Genomic DNA, 2,617 nt, shown 5'->3' on the forward strand with positions numbered 1-2,617 from the left:
ATTGCTCTGGGCAAACCCCCTGCTTGTTCGATTTCTGCGATTGAGTACCGCCTGTGCCCTGATGGGGTTTTGATTGCCTTGATTTTGCCAACTTCATCCCATCGTCTGAGACTTGAAACTGCAACTCGAAGAATGGACGCTGCTTCTTTGGGTCTGACATATTTCATCTGAAACATTTATTTTTTTCGATCTTAGCACGATTTATTGTTGTTTGAGCGTTTTATATAGAAAATTCATAATTTGTTACTAACTCTATGTCAAGTTTGGATGTAGCAGTAATAATTAAAGTTTGCTGCTCTGGTTCAAACCCTATAGAGCTGACAATATAACGACTATTAAAAATATTCCTCATACTTCGAGGTAGACCTTTTCTGCCATCTACCCCAATCACAGCTTCAGGTTTAATAATTGCAATACCCTTTTCTACATTCTCCCATTCTAAGCCATCCATTCTTACCTCAATACGTCGAGGTTTACCTTTCGTATTTATCTTACCCCCACGAATAGGGAGCTTTCTCTCTGGCCCCGGAATAGGCCACAAAGGATCGCCACTAAACTTAATCTTGTCAACATTTGCGATCGCTTCTCTAGCAATACTTTCACCTTTTTTAATAGTAATGTGTTGAGAATTTATATCTATTATCTTACCGGATCTACTATCACCATTTTTGAGTACCACTGTTGCATTAGTAGGCAAGGAAAGAGGAATGGGTTTTGAGGTTGGTTTATCTTCACCTTCTACAATAGGTTTAGGGTTAGCAATCGCTTCTCTTTTATCTTGAACTGCTAAAGTTAGGCAGGCCATTAGGAAAATAATTGTGATTTTAGTTATCTTCTTAGTTGTATTCATTTTTGGTCGTTGAACAAAACATTATCTATATATAATAAATTATATTACTAAAACATTCCATCATTAGATTAATTTTTCTGGAAATAAGAATTTATACTTACAATTATGTTGGGAAAAATTGCTGGTTTATTAGGTCTTTTAGGAGCAGGTTTATATTTCACAGGCTGGGTTTATCGTTCGACTTACTTTGATTATTTTCAACTAGAAGTTAATACCTTAAACTTACCCTATGAATCATTTTTAATTGAATCAATACAAGTATTTTTAGGCAACTTATATAAAGGAGATTTTTCAACTATTTTGCGTAATATTTGGATTGCAATAACTATTTTTATTATCGTCAAAATAATTTTCATAATTATTGAATTTGCTATCCAAGAATCAACAAAAATTTTGAATAATCTGCGTTTAAAATTATTAAGATTAAGCCTCAAAACTAAATACTATAAAAAGTTTATACCTTTCCAATCATTTCTCTATTATAAACAATTTAACTATCAAAATTATGACAAAGCTTTAATTAATGAAATAGTCGTGATATTGTGGTTATTAATAACCCTATATTTCCTTGGTCAAACTCAAGGAAACCTTGATGCGATACGAGACTCTCGTAACGACACATCATTATTACCAATAGTAACTGTAATCATCCCAGAAAACCGACCATTAGGGAGAAAAAGATTTGATCTGACAGACGATCCTAACAATGTTCGTATTATCGGAGATATAGAATTATATGAAAGATTACTAAAACTAGATTACAACAACAAAACCGATTCTAACTTTCCCCAAGTTATCTGGCGACTACTGATCGATATAGACAGTCAATATTATATATTTCCCTCTCTGTCACAAGATGAAGCATCAAATGCTCGTCCTCCAGTGGTAGTTATTCAACAGAGCGATCGCGGAGAATATACCGTTATTCTCAGTCCTCAAGCACCAACCTTGAAATAAACTCCCAGACAAGATATTCTTGATCTACTGTATATATGTAAAACTAGAAAAATTAGCTGAAATTAAAGCTTTTGCAAAAGATAATTCTATTTATTTAGAGACAGCAAAAAATAGAACAGAAGACATCCACTGCTCATAAACTAAGCTCTGTTTTCCCAGCTAACTATTTATCTAACTGACTCTGCTATTTCTTTTTTCCTTTGATTTTTGACTTTCTCTGTTTTGAGTTTTTTTGTTTTGACTTTTTCTTTTTAACTTTCGCTCTCTGCTCAGTCACCTCTGGTGGCGGACCATAATCTCCATTACTGAAATATACTCGCTCTACTATATGTTCTGGTTCTACTTCTATCCACAGACGCGCTCCTCCAGCTTGACTTTTATTGGGATCATGGGGTTGATAAACGATTTGGCAAGGTCCTTTTATTTTCAGGGCGTGGCAATAATCCTTTTTATCTCCCACTTTTACCGCAACGACTGGATGAGAAGTTTCATTGTCTCGGTTATAGTCAATAGTCTTTCGTAGAACATGAACAAAAGTATTGCCAGAGCGTCGATTCTTGTTCCAAGTACCTTCGGGACCACGACGACCTGGTTTAATTTCTGGCATTCCCCTAGAATTAAGGCGAATCATCCAAAGTCTTCCGACTTTTTCAGCATCTCTAACACGACCTTGATTCAGTAGCTCCCGTAATCGACCAGTAGAAATATTGAGTAAAAAAGCAGCTTGCGTAGTAGTAACTAAAGGTTCAGTAGTAGTAACTAAAGGTTCAGTCATAAGTACAACGTTGGGGTTTTTAGATTTTAGATAAA

The 2,617-nt window shown here is 35.0% G+C and carries 4 protein-coding genes; 1 reads left to right on the top strand and 3 read right to left on the bottom strand.

What is annotated here, in order from left to right; all coding sequences use genetic code 11:
* A partial coding sequence (locus F6K40_RS39735; protein ID WP_293145696.1) for a MerR family transcriptional regulator occupies positions 1 to 176 on the bottom strand: 176 nt, incomplete at its 3' end.
* A 44-nt stretch (positions 177 to 220) separates the two neighbouring features.
* On the bottom strand, positions 221 to 850 hold the full coding sequence (locus F6K40_RS39740) for a hypothetical protein (protein WP_293145687.1): 630 nt from the start codon (positions 848 to 850) through the stop codon (positions 221 to 223).
* A 105-nt stretch (positions 851 to 955) separates the two neighbouring features.
* Between F6K40_RS39740 and F6K40_RS39745 the strand changes: the two genes are divergently transcribed.
* On the top strand, positions 956 to 1,807 hold the full coding sequence (locus F6K40_RS39745) for a hypothetical protein (RefSeq protein ID WP_293145690.1): 852 nt from the start codon (positions 956 to 958) through the stop codon (positions 1,805 to 1,807).
* 184 nt (positions 1,808 to 1,991) lie between these two features.
* Here F6K40_RS39745 and F6K40_RS39750 read toward each other — a convergent pair.
* Positions 1,992 to 2,617 (bottom strand): hypothetical protein (locus F6K40_RS39750; protein WP_293145693.1); only part of this gene is annotated, 626 nt, incomplete at its 5' end.

The organism is Okeania sp. SIO3I5, assembly GCF_010672085.1.
Lineage (GTDB): Bacteria > Cyanobacteriota > Cyanobacteriia > Cyanobacteriales > Microcoleaceae > Trichodesmium.